This is a genomic window from Citrobacter sp. Cpo100, from assembly GCF_030332595.1.
Lineage (GTDB): Bacteria > Pseudomonadota > Gammaproteobacteria > Enterobacterales > Enterobacteriaceae > Citrobacter > Citrobacter portucalensis.
In genome coordinates, this window is record NZ_JAOWHM010000009.1 from 1 (window position 1) to 216 (window position 216).

General features: G+C 53.2%; 2 tRNA genes. Both read left to right on the forward strand.

Annotated elements, in window-relative coordinates:
* Window positions 1-2: 2 nt before the first annotated feature.
* Window positions 3-79: transfer RNA gene (locus OGX96_RS00050), tRNA-Arg, on the forward strand.
* A 60-nt stretch (window positions 80-139) separates the two neighbouring features.
* Window positions 140-216, forward strand: a tRNA-Arg gene (locus tag OGX96_RS00055).

Genomic DNA, 216 nt, shown 5'->3' on the forward strand with positions numbered 1-216 from the left:
TTGCATCCGTAGCTCAGCTGGATAGAGTACTCGGCTACGAACCGAGCGGTCGGAGGTTCGAATCCTCCCGGATGCACCATATTACTTGATAGCGCTTTAGCAGCGACATCAAATCTGCAGTAAAGTAAGTTTCCCTGATGCATCCGTAGCTCAGCTGGATAGAGTACTCGGCTACGAACCGAGCGGTCGGAGGTTCGAATCCTCCCGGATGCACCA